This window comes from Sphingomonas sp. 35-24ZXX, assembly GCF_000786215.1.
In the GTDB taxonomy this organism is placed as follows: Bacteria; Pseudomonadota; Alphaproteobacteria; order Sphingomonadales; family Sphingomonadaceae; genus Blastomonas.
On the sequence record NZ_JROG01000003.1, the window covers coordinates 347,450 to 363,682 of the forward strand.

The window sequence follows — 16,233 nt, forward strand, 5'->3', positions numbered from 1 at the left end:
TTGCTGCGCACAATTTGCTTTCTGGGGAGATAAGCAGTGAGTCTCACTTTCATGATCGCCATGGCCATGGTGGCCGCGCCCGCGGATCCGGTAGAAGCCGCGCGCAAGGACTTCAACGAATGTCTGGTGAAGTTCACCAACGAGAGCCTGGACGCGAAGAAGGAACAGTCCGCGTTCACCAAGGAATCGGCAGAAGCCTGTCCTGCGGAAAAGACCAAGCTGATCGAGGCGATGGTGAAGTCCGAGATGCAGTATGGCGGCAAGAAGGCCGATGCCGAAAGCTATGCCGGTGAGGAAACGCAGATGATCATCGACAGCTATGTCGGCAGCTATGGCGACTTCCTGTCGAGCAACACGCGTCACGGCAAGCAGTAAGCCCGGCCGCAGATGCCCAGCCTTTACCCGCCGATCGAACCCTATGCCACAGGCATGCTCGATACGGGTGATGGGCATCAGGTCTATTACGAACGGGTAGGGACACCGGGGGGCAAGCCTGCGGTGTTCCTGCACGGTGGACCCGGCGGCGGCTGTTCGCCAGAGCACCGGCGGCTGTTCGATCCTGCTCTGTACGATGTGCTGCTGTTCGATCAGCGCGGGTGCGGACGCTCTGCACCGCACGCGTCGCTGGAGAACAACACGACCTGGCATCTGGTCGCCGATATCGAGCGCTTGCGCGATCTGGTCGAGGCATCGCAATGGCTGGTGTTCGGCGGCTCGTGGGGCTCGACCCTGGCGCTGGCTTATGCCGAAACGCACCCCGAGCGCGTGTCGGAGCTGGTGCTGCGCGGCATCTATACCTGCACAAAGCCAGAGCTGGACTGGTTCTACCAGTTCGGCGTGTCGCAGATGTTTCCCGACAAATGGGAGCGGTTTGTCGCGCTGATCCCCGAGGCAGAGCGCGGCGACATGCTTGGCGCCTATCATCGGCGGCTGACCGGCGCCGATCCCGAACTGCAGGTCGCCGCGGCGCGCGCCTGGAGCCTGTACGAGGGTGAGGTCATCACGTTGCTGCCCGAGCCGAGGCTCACCGCGCAGCACGATGACGGCCATTTCGCGCTCGCCTTCGCGCGGATCGAGACGCATTATTTCGTCCATGGTTGCTGGCTGGAGCCGGACCAGCTGCTGCGCGATGCGCCGCGCCTGGCTGGTATCCCCGGAACCATCGTGCATGGTCGATACGACATGCCTTGCCCCGCCCATTACGCCTGGGCGCTGCACAAGGCGCTGCCGCAGATGGATTTCCATCTCGTCGAAGGCGCAGGCCATGCCTATTCGGAGCCCGGCATCCTCAGCCGGCTGATCGCGGCGACCGACCGTTACGCAGCCAAGGCCTGAAGCCTTCCCCGACGCGGCTCAGTTGCCGTGCTTGCGGACCAGTTCGCGCATCGCATCGTCGAGACCCTCGATCGTCAGCGGATACATGCGGTCCTTCATCAGGTCCTTGATCATCCGCACCGATTGCGAATAGCCCCACTGGTTTTCGGGCACCGGGTTGAGCCAGGCCGCCGCAGGATAGGTGTTGACCACGCGGTTCATCCACACGGCTCCGGCCTCGTCGTTGAAATGCTCGACCGATCCGCCCGGGTGGCTGATCTCGTAAGGGCTCATCGATGCATCGCCGACGAAGATCACCTTATAATCGTGCCCGTATTTGTGCAGGATGTCCCAGGTGTTGGTTCGTTCGGTGAAGCGGCGACGGTTGTCCTTCCACACGCCTTCGTAGAGGCAGTTGTGGAAATAGAAGAATTCGAGATTCTTGAATTCGGTCTTTGCCGCCGAGAACAGTTCCTCGCACAGCTTGATGAACGGGTCCATCGATCCGCCGACATCCAGAAACAGCAGCAGCTTGACCGCATTGTGCCGCTCGGGCCGCATGCGGATATCAAGCCAGCCCTGGCGCGCGGTGCCATCGATGGTGCCGTCGATGTCGAGTTCGTCTGCCACGCCCTCGCGCGCGAAGCGCCGCAGGCGGCGCAGTGCGACCTTGATGTTGCGCGTGCCCAGCTGCCGGGTGTCGTCAAGATTCTGATACTCGCGCTTTTCCCAGACCTTGATGGCGCTCTTGTGCTTGCCTTCGCCGCCAATCCGCACGCCTTCGGGATTGTAGCCCGAATTGCCGAACGGGCTGGTGCCGCCGGTGCCGATCCACTTGTTGCCGCCCTGGTGGCGCTTTTCCTGTTCCTCGAGCCGCTTCTTGAGCGTCTCCATGATCTCTTCCCAGGACCCCAGTGACTTGATCTTTTCCATCTCCTCTTCGGAGAGGAATTTTTCCGCCACCGCCTTCAGCCAGTCTTCGGGGATGGTCGCGCTGTCATTGCCCTGGAACGTGGTGTCCAGACCCTTGAACACCTTGGCGAACACCTGATCGAACCGGTCCAGCAGTCCCTCGTCCTTCACCAGGGTGGCGCGCGACAGATAATAGAATTCCTCAGGGCTCTGGTCGATCACCTGATGGTGCAGCGCTTCCAGCAGCAGCAAATGTTCCTTGAGCGACACCGATATCCCGGCGCTGCGCAATTCATCCATGAAAGAGAAGAACATCGGTCGCGGTTCCCTGCTGCTGCGGCTTTACGTTTGCGTCAGGCTACACGATGCCGACACTGACAGCCTGTGGCAAGCCCGAAGCGCCCAGACCGGGGGCGTTTTACGGGACATTAACCATCGCAGGCTAAGTCATTGGCTCATAGCCGTAACCGGGGTCATTCATGCAGCAGCATCGCGCCGTCCAGCCAGAGAGCGATGCCATCCAGCAGATGGCGGAAGGCTGCGGCGAATCCGTTATCGGGTCCAGCCGGGTCGGTGGGATTGTCGGATCGGTCCGCGAACGCATGGCGCTGCTGGGCGACAAGCGATCCTATCTCGAACAGATCGCGCGCAACCTGTCCGACGAACAGGAACAGGTGGTGATTGCCACCGACACCGCCCGCCGCAAGAGCCAGGCCGCCTTCGACAATCTCGAGAAAAGCTCGGAAACCATGCAGGTTTCCGCGCTGGAACTGCACGATCTGATCGCGCTGATCCAGTCGCTGGGCGAGGATGTTAAGCGCTTTGCCAATGCCATGGCGGACGTCATCACCGCCAGCCAGACCATCGATTCGATCGCCCGTTCGACCAACATGCTCGCGCTGAACGCCGCGATCGAGGCCGAGCGCGCAGGCGCTGCCGGGGCGACCTTTGCGGTCGTCGCAGCCGAGGTGAAGAAGCTGGCGCAGGACACACGCCAGGTCACCGACCGCATTTCGACCACGATGCATTCCTTGGGGACCGAGGCGAGCCGCTTCGTGTCGCAGGTCGAGCGCGGTGTCGACCAGAGCCGTAGCGCGCAGCGACATTTCGAGACGATCAACATCGCCATCCGCCGGGCCGGCGACATGGTACGCGATGTCGCCGCCCAGACCGATGCGATCGCCGAATCCAGCGCGGGGGTCCGATCCGACACCGGCGAACTGTGCGACAATCTCTTTGTCTTCATGGAAGATGTCGCAGGGTGCAGCGAGCATCTCGACGACGCGCTCGGTCAGACCACGGCGCTGGAGGCGCTGTCGAACGAGGTGTTCAACAAGCTCTTGCACACCGGGCTTTCGCATCGCGACAATCCGTTTGTCGAGATGGCGATGACCACCTGCGACGAGATTCGCAGGCTGATCGAGGCCAACCTCGATTCAGGGGCGCTGGCCGAAGGCGACGTGTTCGACCGCGAATATCGGCCGCGCGGCGAGCCTGGGCTGGTGCGGTACGACAACCGCTTCAATGACTTTGCCGATGCGCACATCCGTCCGATCCTCGACCGGTTCTGGGGCGACGACACCCAGGCTTATGGTGCGGTCATATCCAACCAGGATGGCTATCTGCCCACGCATCTGTCCATCCGCTCGCATGCACCAACCGGCGATGCGACACATGACGCAACCCACTGCCGCAACCGCATGATCGTACTCGACCGCACGACCAGCGAGGCGATCCTTCACCAGAACGATCGCTATTACGCGGCGGTGTACAGGTTCGAGCCGACGCCCAGCAACGTCTGCATCCTGCGCAACATCTTTGTTCCGCTGTGGATCAGGGGTCGGTACTGGGGCAATTTCGAGCTGGCCTATATCCGCTGAGCTGCAGCGCTGATGCCGATCAGCTGTTGCGGCGCGACATGAAGGCCAGACGTTCGAACAGCATCACGTCCTGTTCGTTCTTGAGCAGTGCGCCATGCAGCGGCGGAATCGCCTTGCTGGGGTCGCGCGACTGCAGCACTTCCAAAGGCATGTCCTCGTGCAGCAGCAGCTTGAGCCAGTCGAGCAGTTCGCTTGTCGACGGCTTCTTCTTCAGGCCCGGAACTTCGCGCACATCATAGAAGATCTCGAGCGCCTTCTGCACCAGCACCTTCTGGATGCCGGGGAAATGAACGTCGATGATCGCCTGCATCGTCTCGCGATCGGGGAACTTGATATAGTGGAAGAAACAGCGGCGAAGGAACGCATCGGGCAGTTCCTTTTCGTTGTTCGAGGTGATGACGACGATCGGCCGTTCCTTGGCCTTCACCAGTTCCTTGGTCTCGTAGACGTAGAATTCCATGCGATCGAGTTCCTGCAACAGATCGTTGGGAAACTCGATATCCGCCTTGTCGATTTCGTCGATCAGCAGCACGGGCAGTTCGGGCGCGGTGAACGCCTCCCACAGCTTGCCCTTCTTGATGTAGTTGCCGATGTCGTGAACGCGCTCGTCGCCCAGCTGGCCGTCGCGCAGACGCGCCACTGCGTCATATTCGTACAGGCCCTGCTGCGCCTTGGTGGTCGACTTGATGTTCCATTCGATCAGCGGGGCCTTGGCGGCCGCCGCGATCTGATGCGCCAGAACGGTCTTGCCGGTACCGGGCTCGCCCTTGACCAGCAGCGGGCGGCGCAAGGCCACGGCTGCGTTCACCGCCACCTTCAGATCGTCGGTTGCAACATAATCGCTGGTGCCTTCGAAACGCATGGGCGTCGCCTTCCTGCCGCTGTTAACTGAGTGGTTAAGCGATAGGGGCGTTGATCAGGATTGGCAAGCGTGCAGAGGCTTTGCGCTTTACGTTTACGTGCGCGTCAGGTGCGGCAGATCAAAGCCCGTCCTGCAGTCGGCGCAGCGATGCGCGCTCGGCGAGCATGTCCCAGAATTGCCGGTGCTGGATCAGCATCTGCGACGCGCCAAAGCCGATGGCGCGACCGATGGCGCCGTTTTCGCTCAGCTCTTCTGCCATTGCCAGCGTTTCCTCGGGCGAGGGAAGGGCGCACGGGCGCACGTCGAGCCCGGTGCGCTCGGCGATCATGTCCATCACCGCGCGAACACCGGCCCAATCCAGAGCCAGCGCAAAGGCAGCGCCCAGTGCGCAGCCCTGTCGATCGGATTGCGACAGCGCATTGAGCGCTCCGCGCAGATTGATGATGGCAGGCGTGCATCTGTCCTGCCCGGGAGTGCTCGTGATCGGCCCTGCCGCCACGGTCAGCCGGGTGAGCAAGGCGCGTTCGCCGACAAACGCTTCGCACGCATGTGCCAGCCACTTTCCGACCTTCGGGTCGGCGCTGCGGGTGGCGGCATAATCGATAAGGCCAGGATAGCGGCCGTGCAGCAGGCACAGGTAATGCGCCGCATCGGCCAGATCGACGGCGCGTGCGGGCTGGATCCGATCGACCAGTGCAACGACAGCGTCATGCGTTTCGCTGCTGCCCTGCGCCAGTGCAGCCACCAGCGACCGCGGCGGCGCGGCTTCTGGTTGGGCGCGGTCAAAGGCTCCGGGCGGTATGAACGACACGATGCAGTATCCCTGCTTGGCTTGGCTTTTCGGGCAGTTTCAGGTGTGGCAGGCAGGCGCAAAGCCTGCCCCCACCTCATGGCCATATCGCATCGTCCTAAAGAGAACGTTTACGCCGCAGGCCTTTATGCGACGCGGCGGTGTTCCTCGTCGAGGAACTGCGCCACGTCGTCCAGATCGACATCATGGCAGACGAACGTCTGGCCGATTCCGCGCAGCAGCAGGAAGGGCAGGGTGCCCCCGGTCATTTTCTTGTCGTGCCGCATATGATCGACCAATTCCGCCCCAGAGGCCGTGACACCGGCAGCGGCCAAGGTGGCGGGCATGTCGCAGGCGGCAAGATGCGCAGCCACGCGGTCGGCATCGCTCATCGGGCTCAGCCCGCGCCGGGCCGAATAGCGCAAGGCGAGCACCATGCCTGCACCGACCGCTTCGCCGTGGAGCAGCCTGTCGCCAAAACCCGTGTCCGCCTCGAGCGCATGGCCGAAGGTATGGCCCAGGTTGAGCAGTGCCCGGCGATCCTTGGTCTCGCGCTCGTCCTCGCCCACGATCCGCGCCTTGGCGGCAACGCTGGTGACGATCGCCTGCTCAAGCGCTGCCGGGTCCTGCGCCAGCACGCGTTCGCCATGCGCCTCGCACCAGTCGTAGAACGGCGCATCGTCGATCAGGCCATATTTGACCACCTCGGCATAGCCCGCGCGCATTTCGCGCGGAGGCAGGGTGGCGAGCACCAGCGGATCGATCAGCACGAAACGCGGCTGGTGGAACGTGCCGACCAGGTTCTTGCCCGCCGCCGTGTTGATCGCGGTCTTTCCGCCAACCGAGCTATCCACTTGCGCCAGCAAGGTGGTGGGCAGCTGCACGAAGTCGCAGCCGCGCTTGACGATCGATGCCGCAAACCCGGTCAGATCGCCGATCATTCCACCGCCCAGCGCGAAAATGGTGTCGCTGCGTTCGACCCCCATCGCCAGCAGCCAGTCTATCAGCCGTGTTAGTTCCGCCCAGCTCTTGCTCGCTTCGCCGGCAGGCACGATGTGCAGGTGCGCGGTGATGCCGACAGCCTGAAGCTGCGCCTCGATCCGCGGCCAGTGGTGCTGCGCGACCTGGCTGTCGCTGATCCACAAGGTGCGGCCACGCTTGATCCAGGGGGCCAGATGGTCGGCGAGGGTATCGAAAGCCCCCGCTTCCACCAGGATATCGTAGCTGCGCTGGCCCAGCGCGATGTTCAGCCGTGCCATCGGGCAAGTGCCTCCAGTATTGCCAGGACCGTGCGGTTGTGCGGACCGTCCTTGCTGCGGACGTGGATCTGCGCCTCGGCGTAGATCGGGTTGCGCACTTCGGCGAGCCTGGCGAGCACTTCGCCAGGATTGCCGTTGCGTAGCAGCGGACGGGTGTTGCGGCGGCTGACCCGGTCGACCAGGGTCTGCAGGTCGGCATCCAGCCAGATCGCGATCGCCCCGGTCAGGATCAGCGCGCGCGTTTCCTCATTCATGAAGGCACCGCCTCCGGTGGCGATGATCCGCGGCGTGCCATCGATCAGCCGGGAAATCACCCGGCGCTCGCCATCGCGGAAATAGGGCTCGCCGAATTTCTCGAAGATTTCGGAGATGCTCATCTGCGCGGCGGTCTCGATCTCCTCGTCGGCATCGATGAAGCCGATGCCCAGATCACTCGCCAGCCGCTTGCCAACGGTCGATTTGCCCACACCCATCAGGCCCACCAGCACAAGGGGCCGGTCGAGCCATTGCATGATATCGCCCGCCAGCTTCGCGGGGTCTGATTTTCGGTTCTGCAGCATTGCCGCGCAGCCTATAAATAGGCTAGGCGGTGGCGCAAGTTATCTTGACCTTCACGGAGAATATCCTGGCCATGGCCATTTTGGGACAGAATTACGGACGGCGCAGGCGGCCGATGGGGCCGATCATCCTGGCGGTGCTGGGCGTGGTGTTGATCGCATTCGTGGTGCTTGCCTGGTCCAGGGGCGGCGAAGTGCCGACCCAGCGTGTCGAGAAGACCATTCCGCTGCCCGCTGCCGCCAGTGGCACTGCCGGCCCGGATACCGCGCTGCCCGAGGGCTGAACCAGATGCGGCGAGGGATGTATCTGGCCTGCGCCAGCCTGTTGGCGGTGGCGTTCGTATCGGCGCCGGTGATTGGTCAGAACGAGGCGCCGGAATCGCTGCTGCCTCCCGGTTTCAACGACCCTGCGCCGGCACCGTCCCAGGCCGAACCGCCGTCGCCCGCTGAACCCGGCAGGGTGGCGCCGGTGCCTTCCGGCCCATCGGTGCCGCTGCCGCAGGTGCCCTTGCCCTCGTTGGCGGGGCAGGAGCCCACCGACGCGGAACTGAGCGAAGAGCTCGCCAAGCTGCAGGAAGAGATGGAGGCGCAGCTTGCGCTGACCCAGGCGCTGCCTCCCAGTGCACGGCGCTCGCTCGACCGGATCGGCCCGCTGACTGAGGCTAATGGCGGTTTCGCTGCGGTTTCGCTTGGCAACATCGGCGGAGCCTATGCGCAGACCCTGGTGCGCCGCACCGGTGGCCGGATCATCTCGCGCTGGGCCTCGCTGGGGTTGCAGAAGCTGCTGCTGAGCGAACTCGATACGCCACAGGGCCTCAATGGTGCCAACTGGGCGGCCGAGCGCGCGGCCTTGCTGCTGCGCATCGGCTCGGCCGATGGGGCGGTGCGCATGGTGCAGGCGGTCGATCCGCCGGCGGCGACACCCCGCCTGCTCAATGTCGCGCTCGACAGCTATGTCGCCTCGGCCGATCCGCTGGGCATGTGCCCGCTGGTGCCGTTTGCCACCGATGCCGCCAAGGGCAACCAGTGGCAGCTGATCCGTGCCATCTGCTCGGGCTTTTCGGGAGAGGGCAGCGCGGCGCGCGAACAGATCGACCGCGCACGACGCCAGGCCGGCATGGACCGGATCGATGTCGTGCTGGCGGAAAAGATCGTCGGGGCGAGCCAGAACGGCAGGCGTGCGGTCACGGTGCAATGGGATGATGTCGACCAGCTGACCCGCTGGCGGTTCGGCCTGGCGCTGACCGCCGGCATCGAGCCGCCCGAAGCACTCTATGCCAGTGCCGATCGGAACTATCAGGCCTGGCGTGCTCGCGCGCCAATGGCTCCGCTCGCCTCGCGCGTCCAGGCCGCCGATATGGCCGCAGCCATGGGTGTGATGTCCAGCGCGGACATGATCGATCTGTACGGCGCGACCTTTGACGATCCCGGTACCGATGAGGCCCTGCGAGATCGCATGGCGCTGCTGCGCACCGCTTATGTCGCCGCCGATGTCGATGATCGCGTCCGCGCGATGCAGGCGCTGTGGAACCGGTCTGAAAACGCCTTCGTGCGCTATTCGGCGCATGTGCTGACGGCGCATGCCGCAGCGCGCGTTGCGCCTTCGGATGATCTGTCCGACTATGCTGATGACCTGATCGTCTCGATGGTCTCGGCAGGCTTTGACACCAGCGCGGCGCGCTGGTCGCAGGTGGTGTCAACGGGCAGCCTCGGCTGGGCCGTCCTTTCGCTGGCCGTCCCGGGACGCTCCCAGATTTCGGCATCCGATGTCGGAGAGTTCTTCGATACCGACCAGAGCGAGGAGGCGCGCAAGAGCGCGTTCCTGGTCGCCGGATTGGCCGGGTTGGGGCGCATCAGCAGCGCGGACCGCGATTCGCTGGCGGATGATCTCGGCATCGGGCTTGGCGGTGAATCACGCTGGTCGCGCGCCATTCGAGCCGCCGCCTCGCAGGGCAACGATGGGCTGGTGACGTTGCTGGTCGGCATGGGCATGCAGGGCAACGACTGGTCGGCGATGACACCGCGCCAGCTGTATCACGTCGTCTCCGCGCTGCGCATCGCCGGACGGCAGGCCGAGGCGCGGATGATCGCTGCAGAAGCCGTCAGCCGCGCCTGATCGATGGCTGGCGACGACGCCCGGCTGATCGAACGGTATCTGGAGATGATGGCGGCAGAGCGGGGGGCGTCGGCCAACACGCTCGCTGCCTATCGCCGCGATCTGGAACAGGCATCCGGTGCGCTTGGTGGCAGGCTGGCGGAGGCCGATGATGCCGCGCGCGGCCTGCTCGACCATCACTGGCGTTCGCTCGCGGCGAGCACGCTTGCGCGCAAGAGCTCGGCGCTGCGCGGCTTTTTCGCTTTCTTGGAAGACGAGGGGCTGGGCCTGGCGCCACGGCAGGCGCATGCGATGCTGGCCCGCCCCAAGGTGCAACGCCCGTTGCCCAAGATCCTGAGCCATGATGACATTGCCCGGCTGTTCACGCTTGCGGAGGAACGCGCGGCATCGCCCGATGCCCGCCCCGCCGATGTGCGGCTGCTGGCGCTGATAGAGCTTCTTTACGGATCGGGCCTGCGGGCCAGCGAGCTGGTCAGCCTGCCGCGCAGTGCCGCGCATGCCGGGCGTCCACTGCTCGCCATTACCGGCAAGGGCGGCAAGCAGCGGCTTGTGCCGATCTCGTCGCGCGCCCGGATGGCGCTCGCGCGTTGGCTCGCGATTCCGGTCGCCGATCCGCGCTGGCTGTTTCCCTCACGCACCGGGCATATCAGCCGCATCCGGTTGTATCAGCTGATCAAGGAATTCGCCGTTAGCGCCGGGCTTGATCCGGCACGCGTCAGCCCGCACGTGCTGCGCCATGCCTTTGCCACGCACCTGCTCGAAGGCGGGGCGGACTTGCGCACCTTGCAGACCTTTCTGGGCCATGCCGATATCGCGACGACGCAGATCTATACGCATGTCGACAGTCGCCGCCTGATCGAGCTGGTCAACCGCCGCCATCCGCTCGCGCAGATGAACCTTGCCGATCCGCGGCGGCATGGCTAGCAGGACACACCATGACAATCACAAGCTATCTGGAATTCGAGAAACCGATCGCCGCGCTGGATGCGCGCATCGCCGAACTGCGCGAGACCGCCGATACCGGCGAGATCGACATCGAAAGCGAGATCGAAAGGCTTGCCGCCAAGTCGCGCAAGCTGCTGGCGTCCACCTATGCCGGGCTGACCCCGTGGCAGAAGACGCAGGTCGCGCGTCACCCGGCGCGCCCGCACTTCAAGCATTATGTCGCAGGCATGTTCGACGACTTCCTACCGCTGGCGGGTGACCGGGCATTTGGCGACGACAAGGCGATCATGGGCGGCTTTGCGCGCATGGGCGAGCAGCGCGTGGTCGTGATCGGCCACGAGAAGGGCGACACCACCGAAAGCCGCATCCGGCACAATTTCGGCATGGGCAAGCCGGAAGGCTATCGCAAGGCGATCCGCCTGATGGATCTGGCCGACCGGTTCGGCCTGCCAGTTGTAACATTGGTCGACACTTCGGGTGCCTTTCCCGGCGTGCAGGCCGAAGAGCGCGGCCAGGCCGAGGCGATTGCCCGGTCGACCGAACGCTGCCTGACATTGGGCGTGCCGATGGTCTCCGCGATCGTCGGCGAGGGCGGCTCGGGCGGTGCGGTAGCGCTGGCGTCTGCCGAGCGCGTGCTGATGTTCGAACATGCGGTCTATTCGGTCATTTCTCCCGAGGGCTGCGCCTCCATCCTGTGGCGCACCGCCGACCGCGCGTCCGACGCCGCCGAAGCGATGCAGGTGACGGCGGCAGATCTCAAGCGGCTCAACGTCATCGACCGGATCGTCAAGGAACCGGTGGGCGGCGCGCATCGCGACCATGGCCAGGCCATTCTCGAACTCGGCAAGGCGATCCGCGAGGAGCTGGAGACGTTGAAGGCCAAATCGCCTGCAGAGCTCAAGGCTGCGCGCGAGGCTCGCTTCCTCGCCATCGGCGCCCTCTGAACGGTCTGTAAAATCGCGCAACTCCCTGGCGCCTGCATCGTTGTGCGGGCAACGCCATTTGATCCTGCGGCTGCTTGGCGGCATCATGCAGATCAAGGGCGATGCCCGTAACGTGAAGGAGAGCAATATGGCGCGGCGAATCAGGCTTCTGGCGATGATGGCAGCGGCGGGCGCAGGCGCGCTGGTGATCGCAAGCGATGGCATCACGCCCCGCGCCGAGGCGCTGGTTGCGCAGGCGCAATCGATCACGGCCGCCGAAAAGCGCCAGGGTGCCGAGGCGCATCCGCAGCTGCTCGAGGAATTCGGCGGGGCCTATCAGGTGCCGCAGACCAGCTATGTCGTGCAAGTGGGCAAGGGCATTGCAGTGCAATCGGGCCTGGGCAATGCGCGCGACGATTTTACCGTGACGCTGCTCAATTCGCCTGTGAACAACGCGTTCGCGATCCCCGGCGGCTATGTCTATGTCACTCGGCAGCTGCTGGCGCTGATGAATGACGAGGCGGAACTGGCCGGCGTGCTGGGTCACGAAGTCGGCCATGTCGCCGCGCGACATTCGGAAAAGCGGCAGAAGGCGGCGCAACGCAACAGCATCATCGGGTTGCTGGGGCAGATCGGCGCGGCGGTGCTGCTGGGCGATGGGACCGCAGGCCAGCTGGGCCAGCAGGTGTTCGGCACGGGCAGCCAGCTGCTGACGCTCAAATATTCGCGCAAGCAGGAGGAGGAGGCTGACGATCTGGGCGTCCGCTATCTCAGCAGCGCGGGCTATGATCCCCAGGCGCTGTCATCGATGCTGGCTTCGCTGGCGGCCCAGCAGGCGATCGACGTGCGCGCGCAGGGCGGCGATGCCCGCTCGGTCCCCGCCTGGGCCAGCACCCACCCTGATCCCGCGCGCCGGGTAACCCGCGCGTCGACCATAGCCCGCCAGTTTGGCGGCACCACGCGCAATCGCGACATCTTCCTCACCCGAATCGATGGCCTGCTCTACGGCGATGATCCCAAGCAGGGGATGGTTCAGGGCAGGGAGTTTCTGCATCCCGAGCTGGGGCTGAAATTTGCGGTTCCCGCAGGCTATGCGATGCAGAACGGCACGACGGCGGTAACCGTCAGCGGTCAATCGGCGCAGGCGCAGTTCACGATGGGGTCTTATTCGGGCGATCTGTCGCGCTATGTCGATCAGGCATTTGCCGCAGTCGGAGGCGCGAACCAGCGGATCGATTATGGCCAGATCCAGCGGACCACGGTCAACGGCCTGCCGGCAGCCTATGCGACGGGCCGGGTGACCGCGAACCGACAGGTGCTGGACGTGACCGTGTTCGCTTATGCCTTTGCCAACAACCGCGCCTATCATTTCGTCGCGCTCACCCCTGCCGGGCAGAGCGGGGTGTTCACGCCGATGTACCAGAGCGTCCGCCGCCTCAGCGGCGCGGAAGCCACGCAGATCAAGCCGCGCCGCTTGAGAGTGGTCACGGTGCAGCGTGGTGACACCATCCAGCGGCTGGCAGCGCGGATGGCCTATGACGACCTTAAGGCCGAACGGTTCATCGCGCTCAACGGTCTATCATCGACCGCGACGCTCGCGCCCGGTCAGAAGGTCAAGATCGTGACCTATTGAGAGCCTGGAATCAAAAAGGGCCGGCGATTGCTCGCCGGCCCTTTCGTCAAAGCTTTTGAGGCTTGGAGTATCAGACGATACTCAGTTGCCCTTGGCCACTTCGGTGCCCACCTTGGTGAACGTGCCCGACAGGCTGCTGCCCAGGCTGCCCATGGCGGTGATGGCGGCGACGGCGATCAGAGCGGCGATCAGGCCATACTCGATGGCGGTTGCACCCTTCTTGTCGGCGAAAAGATTGCGAATGGTCTTCATGTCAGGTCTCCTGTTAGGCTATCTTCACTTCCCCGCTGGCTCCGGCGTTTCTTCCGGATAAGCCCGTTGGGGATACTTCAGATTGGTTTTAAATTCGTTAAGGCGGTCAGATCATAAAATTTTTCGACAGTCGGCGGATTACTTTTTGGTCACTTCGGTCTGCACCTTGGTCCACATCGTGGTGGTTGACGAGGCAACGGACTGGATGGCTGTCATGGCGGCAACCGCGACCAACGCAGCAATCAGGCCATATTCAATGGCCGTTGCCGCTTTTTTTGAGCTGGCAATTTTCCTGAATTTCTGGCGCATGGCGGTTCCGAAACTTGCCGGGGACCAGTTTGCCCCCGCGTGAAAATCGCGCGAAACTCTTGTCAAAAGGTTAAATGCGGGCCGCATGATGGAAATTAATCCGACACTCCTCCCCGTTGTGGCTGCATTGTTGTGCGATCCCGAGGACCGCGTTCTGGTACAGCAACGGCCGCAAGGGACGACGATGGCCGGTCTGTGGGAATTTCCCGGCGGCAAGATCGAGCCCGGGGAATCGCCCGAGCGCGCACTCGTGCGCGAACTGGCCGAGGAACTGGGAATCGCCGTGGACCCGGCCGATTGTATTCCGATGACCTTTGCCAGCGCGCCGCTGGGGCCGCGACATCTGGTGCTGCTGCTGTTTCGTTGCACCGCCTGGCAGGGCGAACCGCAGGCGTTGCATGCCACCGCGCTGCGCTGGGCCACGATGGACGAACTCTACACGCTGCCGATGCCGCCGGCCGATCTTCCGCTGCTCGCCATCATTGCGCAAATGCAGGCAGGGCGGGCCTCTTCAGCAGGTGCCATCGTTTAATTGTCGGCAGGCAGCAAAAAGGTGTTGCCAAGCGGAAAACCTCTGTCTATCTGCGCCACTCCAACGCGCCCGTAGCTCAGCTGGATAGAGCATCAGACTACGAATCTGAGGGTCGGACGTTCGAATCGTTCCGGGCGCACCATTTTCCTGACATCGCAAAATCAAGAAGATGGAGCCACCATCCAGGTGGCTTTGCGTCTGCACGCCTTACACCAATATAGTTTCATTTGACACCAAATTGGTGGTCGGTTATCCTGCATGCTCATTCAAGAACATGCGGGAGTGCGCTGCGATGGCCGATCTTTTCGAGAACCCCCTGGGCCTGGACGGGTTCGAATTCATTGAATTCTGCGCACCCGAAAAGGGTCTGCTGGAACCGGTGTTCACCGCCATGGGCTTCACCCGCATCGCGCAGCATCGCTCGAAGGACGTCCATCTGTGGCGGCAGGGCGATATCAACCTGATCGCCAATTACGAACCCGCCAGCCCCGCGGCCTATTTCGCCGCCGAGCATGGCCCTTCGGCCTGCGGGATGGGTTTTCGCGTGCATAATGCGCGCTTGGCCTATCAGGAGGCGCTGGCGCGCGGCGCGGAGCCGGTGGAAACCCGCACCGGCCCGATGGAACTGCGCTTGCCTGCCATCCGCGGCATCGGCGGCGCGATGATCTATCTGATCGATCGCTATGCCTCGCTCGACAATCCCGAGGCGCTGTCGATCTATGACATCGATTTCGAATATCTGCCCGACGTCGAACGTCATCCTGTCGGCGCGGGCTTCCGCATGATCGATCACCTGACGCACAATGTCTATGGCGGCCGCATGGACCATTGGGCCAAGTTCTACGAGCGCGTGTTCAACTTCCGCGAGATCCGCTTCTTCGACATCAAGGGCGAGTATACCGGCCTCACCAGCCGCGCGATGACCGCGCCCGATGGCAAGATCCGTATTCCGCTGAACGAGGAAGGCGCCAAGGGCGGCGGCCAGATCGACGAGTTCCTGCGCGCCTATAACGGCGAGGGCATCCAGCATATCGCGTTCATCTGCGACGACCTGATCGCCTGTCTCGACCGCATCAAGGCGATGGGCGCGCCGCTGATGACCCCGCCGCCGGGCACCTATTACGAAGCGCTGGAAGAGCGTCTGCCGGGGCACGGCGAGCCGGTGGAAGAATTGCAGATGCGCGGTATCCTGCTCGACGGCTCGACCGAGAACAACGATCCGCGACTGCTGCTGCAGATCTTCGGTCAGCCGGTGATCGGCCCGGTATTCTTCGAATTCATCCAGCGCAAGAAGGACGAAGGCTTTGGCAATGGCAACTTCACCGCGCTGTTCAAGTCGATGGAAGAAGATCAGCTGCGCCGCGGCGTGCTGAAGGTCCAGGAACCTGCGGAATGACCGCACCCTTTGCCCTCTCGCGCATCCATCACGTCGCCTATCGCTGCAAGGACGCGAAGGAGACGGTGGAATGGTACGAAAAGGTGCTGGGGATGACCTATACCAGCGCCTTTTCCGAAGATCATGTGCCCTCGACTGGCGCCTATGACCCGTACATGCACGTGTTCCTCGATTGCGGCGGCGGCAATGTGCTGGCGTTCTTCGAACTTCCGCAGCAGCCCGAGATGGGGCGTGATGCCAATACGCCCGAATGGGTGCAGCATATCGCCTTCGAGGTCGCGGACCTGGACGCGTTGCTGGCGGCCAAGGCGCATATCGAAGGACTGGGCATCGACGTGCTGGGCCCGACGTTCCACGGCATCTTCCGCTCGATCTATTTCTTCGATCCCAATGGCCACCGCGTCGAGCTTGCCTGCAATATCGGCAAGCCCGAGCATTATGAGGAGCTGAAGCGCGTCGCGCCACTGATGCTCGACGAATGGAGCCAGACCAAAAAGGCACCGCGCCATGCGGACTGGTTGCACAAGGATCCCGATGCCGCCTAAGGGTCGTT

18 protein-coding genes and 1 tRNA gene are annotated in these 16,233 nt (G+C 63.5%); 12 read left to right on the plus strand and 7 right to left on the minus strand.

Annotated elements, in window-relative coordinates:
* Positions 1–36 precede the first annotated feature (36 nt).
* Both LI72_RS04320 and pip read left to right on the plus strand, forming a co-directional pair.
* On the plus strand, positions 37–375 hold the full coding sequence (locus LI72_RS04320) for a hypothetical protein (RefSeq protein ID WP_156139479.1): 339 nt from the start codon (positions 37–39) through the stop codon (positions 373–375).
* Between the two features lie 12 nt (positions 376–387).
* Positions 388–1,335, plus strand: coding sequence for a prolyl aminopeptidase (gene pip, locus LI72_RS04325; RefSeq protein WP_033924624.1), 948 nt, complete (start codon positions 388–390; stop codon positions 1,333–1,335).
* A gap of 18 nt (positions 1,336–1,353) precedes the next feature.
* Here pip and LI72_RS04330 read toward each other — a convergent pair whose 3' ends face one another.
* Positions 1,354–2,541, minus strand: a complete 1,188-nt coding sequence (locus tag LI72_RS04330; protein ID WP_033924625.1) for a vWA domain-containing protein — start codon at positions 2,539–2,541, stop codon at positions 1,354–1,356.
* Between the two features lie 164 nt (positions 2,542–2,705).
* Here LI72_RS04330 and LI72_RS04335 point away from each other — a divergent pair, with 164 nt between their 5' ends.
* On the plus strand, positions 2,706–4,106 hold the full coding sequence (locus LI72_RS04335) for a methyl-accepting chemotaxis protein (RefSeq protein WP_033924626.1): 1,401 nt from the start codon (positions 2,706–2,708) through the stop codon (positions 4,104–4,106).
* 19 nt (positions 4,107–4,125) lie between these two features.
* Here the strand turns inward: LI72_RS04335 and LI72_RS04340 are convergent, their stop codons facing one another.
* The 4 genes from LI72_RS04340 to LI72_RS04355 form a co-directional block, all read right to left on the minus strand.
* Positions 4,126–4,968 (minus strand): AAA family ATPase, encoded by an 843-nt coding sequence (locus LI72_RS04340; protein WP_033924627.1) that lies wholly within the window; start codon positions 4,966–4,968, stop codon positions 4,126–4,128.
* Positions 4,969–5,086: 118 nt separating this feature from the next.
* Positions 5,087–5,779, minus strand: coding sequence for a DUF6975 family protein (locus tag LI72_RS04345; RefSeq protein ID WP_052129496.1), 693 nt, complete (start codon positions 5,777–5,779; stop codon positions 5,087–5,089).
* A gap of 125 nt (positions 5,780–5,904) precedes the next feature.
* Positions 5,905–7,017, minus strand: coding sequence for a 3-dehydroquinate synthase (gene aroB, locus LI72_RS04350; RefSeq protein WP_033924628.1), 1,113 nt, complete (start codon positions 7,015–7,017; stop codon positions 5,905–5,907).
* Positions 7,005–7,529, minus strand: a complete 525-nt coding sequence (locus LI72_RS04355; protein WP_033925285.1) for a shikimate kinase — start codon at positions 7,527–7,529, stop codon at positions 7,005–7,007. Before LI72_RS04355 ends, aroB begins: the two co-directional genes overlap by 13 nt.
* Before the next feature lie 119 nt (positions 7,530–7,648).
* On the opposite strand from LI72_RS04355, the gene LI72_RS19495 reads away from it, so the two are divergent.
* From LI72_RS19495 to LI72_RS04375, 5 genes are all read left to right on the plus strand, one after another.
* Entirely contained in the window at positions 7,649–7,858 is a 210-nt protein-coding gene (locus LI72_RS19495; protein ID WP_081984740.1) for a hypothetical protein, read from the plus strand.
* 5 nt (positions 7,859–7,863) lie between these two features.
* Entirely contained in the window at positions 7,864–9,690 is a 1,827-nt protein-coding gene (locus LI72_RS04360) for a hypothetical protein (protein ID WP_033924629.1), read from the plus strand.
* A gap of 3 nt (positions 9,691–9,693) precedes the next feature.
* Positions 9,694–10,614, plus strand: a complete 921-nt coding sequence (locus LI72_RS04365) for a tyrosine recombinase (RefSeq protein WP_033924630.1) — start codon at positions 9,694–9,696, stop codon at positions 10,612–10,614.
* 17 nt (positions 10,615–10,631) lie between these two features.
* On the plus strand, positions 10,632–11,579 hold the full coding sequence (locus LI72_RS04370) for an acetyl-CoA carboxylase carboxyltransferase subunit alpha (RefSeq protein ID WP_033925286.1): 948 nt from the start codon (positions 10,632–10,634) through the stop codon (positions 11,577–11,579).
* An 85-nt stretch (positions 11,580–11,664) separates the two neighbouring features.
* Positions 11,665–13,191 (plus strand): M48 family metalloprotease, encoded by a 1,527-nt coding sequence (locus LI72_RS04375; RefSeq protein ID WP_443018111.1) that lies wholly within the window; start codon positions 11,665–11,667, stop codon positions 13,189–13,191.
* Between the two features lie 81 nt (positions 13,192–13,272).
* Here LI72_RS04375 and LI72_RS04380 read toward each other — a convergent pair whose 3' ends face one another.
* Both LI72_RS04380 and LI72_RS19500 read right to left on the minus strand, forming a co-directional pair.
* Positions 13,273–13,443: a Flp family type IVb pilin gene (locus tag LI72_RS04380; protein WP_033924631.1), complete on the minus strand. Its 171-nt coding sequence runs from the start codon at positions 13,441–13,443 to the stop codon at positions 13,273–13,275.
* A 138-nt stretch (positions 13,444–13,581) separates the two neighbouring features.
* On the minus strand, positions 13,582–13,752 hold the full coding sequence (locus LI72_RS19500; RefSeq protein WP_081984742.1) for a Flp family type IVb pilin: 171 nt from the start codon (positions 13,750–13,752) through the stop codon (positions 13,582–13,584).
* Positions 13,753–13,840: 88 nt separating this feature from the next.
* Here LI72_RS19500 and LI72_RS04390 point away from each other — a divergent pair, with 88 nt between their 5' ends.
* The 4 genes from LI72_RS04390 to LI72_RS04405 all read left to right on the plus strand — a co-directional run bounded on the left by LI72_RS04390 (position 13,841) and on the right by LI72_RS04405 (position 16,225).
* Positions 13,841–14,284 (plus strand): (deoxy)nucleoside triphosphate pyrophosphohydrolase, encoded by a 444-nt coding sequence (locus LI72_RS04390; protein WP_443018112.1) that lies wholly within the window; start codon positions 13,841–13,843, stop codon positions 14,282–14,284.
* Positions 14,285–14,349: 65 nt separating this feature from the next.
* Positions 14,350–14,426 (plus strand) — tRNA-Arg (locus tag LI72_RS04395).
* Positions 14,427–14,576: 150 nt separating this feature from the next.
* Positions 14,577–15,680, plus strand: coding sequence for a 4-hydroxyphenylpyruvate dioxygenase (gene hppD / locus LI72_RS04400; RefSeq protein ID WP_033924633.1), 1,104 nt, complete (start codon positions 14,577–14,579; stop codon positions 15,678–15,680).
* On the plus strand, positions 15,677–16,225 hold the full coding sequence (locus tag LI72_RS04405; protein WP_033924634.1) for a VOC family protein: 549 nt from the start codon (positions 15,677–15,679) through the stop codon (positions 16,223–16,225). Before hppD ends, LI72_RS04405 begins: the two co-directional genes overlap by 4 nt.
* Positions 16,226–16,233 lie beyond the last annotated feature (8 nt).